We start from the raw sequence: 3915 nt of genomic DNA, 5'->3' as shown, positions 1-3915 counted from the left end.
ATAACTAAGAATTATGGCCACCGGATTAATCAGTCTTGCTAATTTCAGTAATGACGGAAATAGCAATGGTACAAGCTTATCAAACCTTTTTAGTTCTGTTGGTTTCCGCGATCTCACGCCATTTTTAGTTAATGTAAAGAATGATTGGAGTCCGGCCGTGGGTAGCCACTTCAAAGAAGAGAAATTTAACAACTTCTCTTTAAAAAGAGCAAAGGCTCTTAATTGTAAATTCGACCAGTGCGATTTTACCTACGCTGCAGGTAATGGTTCAGATTGGTCAGGTTCAGAGTTTATGTCTTGTAACTTTGATGACACTAACATGCAGTATGCCAACTTTAGTAATTGTAAGTTTACTGCTACCGACAAAACCACGCCTACAGGATTGTTTAGCTCAGGATTTTACGGGGCGACATTCAGAGGCATTCACTTAAGTCGCGCAAACGTAAAAGGATGTTCTTTCACAAACGCTGATTTTTCCAATGCAATCATTGACGACTTAACCATAAGCTCATGTACATTCGAGGGTGCAAGTTTTAATGGTGCGACTTTATTAAACATTGATCTATCAAGTGTAAATGTTGAATATTGCGACTTTTCGAATGCTATTATGAATGAAGTGACACTTCCATTCTGGCAATTCCCCTATGTATTTGGAATAAAGCCTAATGATATTCGGGCAGGGAAAGTAAAAATTAGCGCCCCCGGAAAGGGAATAATTGCTTGGGAAGAATTACTAGAACTAATACCATCATTGGTGAAATATTACCAAGATAGATTTAATTATTTCCCTTGTGCAAACTTGCTACTACTTTCTGAGCATCAAGAATTTTCAGAGTACATTAATGATGCGCTTAAAAATAATATATTATACTTAAATGTTCGAGAGCTAAAATACTTATCCAAGCTATTAGTTAACTCTCAACAATACTCGCAAAGTGAAATGAGTGAGTTATATTTATTAATGCAAAAAGCAAGCTTAAACGGAAATGAATATCAAAAAAACAATTGGTGCCTTCACGAGGGAGATATTAGAAAGTTATTACTCAGGGAAGGAAAAAGATATAGCTTAGACTTCACACTCACATGCAAAGCAACTAACGAAAAAATATCCCATGTTAAGCTTACATCAATGATTACCGGGTTTTTCTCTAATATTGAAGATAAACTTAATATTAAAATAAATTTTGACGATATAAATATCAGCAAAAACTCACCTCAGAAAGTAAAGATAGAAAACCTGACTATCACAATAAATGTAAATGAACCAAATCAAGGAAGTGAGAGCAAAAAAAGTTCGAATAAACTCGTTTTAATTACCTCTATTGTAGCTATAGCATTTCAACTCACAGGGACATTTAAAAATCTTACTGATCTAGGGTTCAGTGAAGAGCAGGAAAAAGATGTTATTGAATGTGGTGTTCGGTTTCAGAAGCAAGTTTCAGTTACGGATCTTTACCTAAATAACGGCACAGATACTTGTTTAAATTTCAAAGAAAACAGTACGAACACAGTACAATCAATTTAAAAAAACATAATCAGTAATACTTATATTCATCTCCCCAAGGCATGGTAATCGTATTATTTTGACAAGCTATACAGCTTGGACCAATGATTTGATTATTCTGCCTACTAATTTTTGTAGCTTTATCCCATAACTCATACATTGTTTCAGCTGACGGAGTGGGTAATTCTTCCAGAGCCGTTTTAGTAACAGCACGAAACGGAGACAAGATTGGCATAACCCCCAATTTGGATATCGCTTCTACTGCAGTCAAAGTATTTTGAGCTGGTTCTAGACCTACTATCAGGAGACTTCTAACATTTCCGCTTTTTCCCCACAGTTTGGTTGCATACTTTAGAGTTTCCAAATATTGGGTTCTGGATACTTTTCCTTTGCCGGGCATTATCGCCTTTGAAATCTTATCGTCCCAGATTTCCATGTTAATTCCGATTTCGTTAACACCTGCCTCGAGTAATAGGTCCAGATTAGAAAGGGATTCAGGTGGTTCTATCATGATATAAATCGGTAAATCAGTCAGTTTACGTATTTCAGTCACTACCTGGACATAGTAATGCCATTGTTTTGGCAACGGGCTTCCTCCGCTAATTAATATGTGCTTTGTAGAATCTTTTTGATTACTAATTACGAATTTGACTACATCTTTAATATCTTCGATGTCTGTTTTTTTGGACATTGGGCCGAATGCTACAGCACAAAATTTACATCCTTTTTTGTTGGCCAAATTATATCGGCAACCTCGGAATGGATTTATGCTAAGGCGGTCTGTAAACACCTGCCCTATGGATTCCATTAACTTTCCACTTCTAGTCTTTTCACCCACTAGCTTTGGTAAATCCACAACCTCTACATTTACTATTTTCCTACCAAAATAAGACAGATAATAGAGGTCTTCAAATTCTAGAGAGAAGGGACTTATCAGTGAAAATGACTCTTTTATCGGAACATTTATATGTATGGAGTTTGCGATTAGCAATTCAATGCCTCCCGCAATTCCATCTCTTATAGTTAGCTTATCTCGACTGGAATACAGTGTGGCCTTTGCCTTGAAACTGATCTGTAAACCAAGGCTGAATAGTTCAAACTTCAATCTAGCCTGTTCTTCAATTGTAGCTGGAGTGAAGCTGTCTTGAAAAACCTTCGACTGACAATGAACCAGTGCTGGTTTTATTTGTAGTTTCCCTTCAGCATCAATTGCTCCTATTTTTTCACTGAATCGATACTTTTTGGGCTGACAGCTACTTTCTATTTTAGATGTTGGCCACAGTCCGTCAGATATACAAGTTACCTCAATGTTTCCAGAGTTGTGATAACTATTGCGCAAATCAGGTGTTATCAGCTTTTTTTCCCTAATCAGAAAATCCACATTGCTGCACTCCTCGGCTAGTGGAGTGTAAAAGTTGCTTCCTTTTGGGATGGATAGTTTAGATGTATCTATATTTAAGAAACTTTTGGAAAATGCACTTATGTGAGCTTCTTGAACACTAGGCAACCTATTGCTAGCCAAGATTTCATTAAGAATAAGGGTTGAAGACTGGAATCTGGTATTCAGCTCCACAAACTCCAATGACTCATTCTCGGATACTAAATAGTCAACACCAATAACGCCCTTGTATCCAATTTTAATGAGCCAATTGGAAATTCGCTCACTGAATTCATAAATTTTCCGCTTAATTGGATCATCTAGAGATTCAAATAAATTGTAGTCACAGCCTCCATAGAAAAATTCATTACATTTTTCTCTTATGATTTGTATAGATGGAGGGTAAAGGATGGTTGTTGATCCGATAACTATATGTTGATTTACGGAAAAACTATTTACGCGCTTAGGAGATACAACTAGAGATTCAAACTCACTCGAGCCACTTAATTTAGTGTTGTTGTGATCTATTATATAACTACCCGCTCCCCCTGCTCCGAATCTCTTTTGTGCAACAAAACTTTTGTGATCCGGAAATCGAGATACTAATGTTTCCAACATGCAATCACTTGCCAGCATTAAGCTGACGGGTAAGACGTCAACAAACTCAGATAAAATGAGTCTGCTTTCCAATTTGTCAGATAAGCGTCTAGATAGTATTAATGGATTAAAATAAGAAATGGAATGAGAAAAATCGTTAAATATCTTCTCAGTTATTTTCCCATAAAACATAAATTTGATTGAAGGCTCTTGCTCCAAAACACTTTTCATCTGTTCGTGATAATACTGACCAACCTTATGATAATTCTTAGGGCTATTGATATTTATCTGACAGCCATCAGAATTTAAAGATAATACTTTTTTATTATTTTTTTCGCCGTGAATAACAATAAAAAAGTCAAACAAGTGATTGATGGACGCAACGTCACTATACCTCGGACCAACCCAACACAACCTTTGCATAATTCTTAGTTAT

General features: G+C 36.2%; 2 protein-coding genes. One reads left to right on the top strand and one right to left on the bottom strand.

The annotated features are described in order from the left end of the window. The first annotated feature begins 13 nt into the window (after nt 1–13). Nucleotides 14–1525, top strand: coding sequence for a pentapeptide repeat-containing protein (locus tag LJ740_RS23015; RefSeq protein WP_229531485.1), 1512 nt, complete (start codon nt 14–16; stop codon nt 1523–1525). A 10-nt stretch (nt 1526–1535) separates the two neighbouring features. Here LJ740_RS23015 and LJ740_RS23010 read toward each other — a convergent pair whose 3' ends face one another. Continuing rightward, complete coding sequence (locus LJ740_RS23010; protein ID WP_229531484.1) at nt 1536–3845, bottom strand: radical SAM protein; 2310 nt, start codon at nt 3843–3845, stop codon at nt 1536–1538. Between the last annotated feature and the right edge of the window lie 70 nt (nt 3846–3915).

The sequence above is a fragment of the Planctobacterium marinum genome, assembly GCF_020687805.1.
GTDB lineage: Bacteria > Pseudomonadota > Gammaproteobacteria > Enterobacterales > Alteromonadaceae > Planctobacterium > Planctobacterium marinum.
This window is presented reverse-complemented; position numbering and strand designations above follow the sequence as displayed.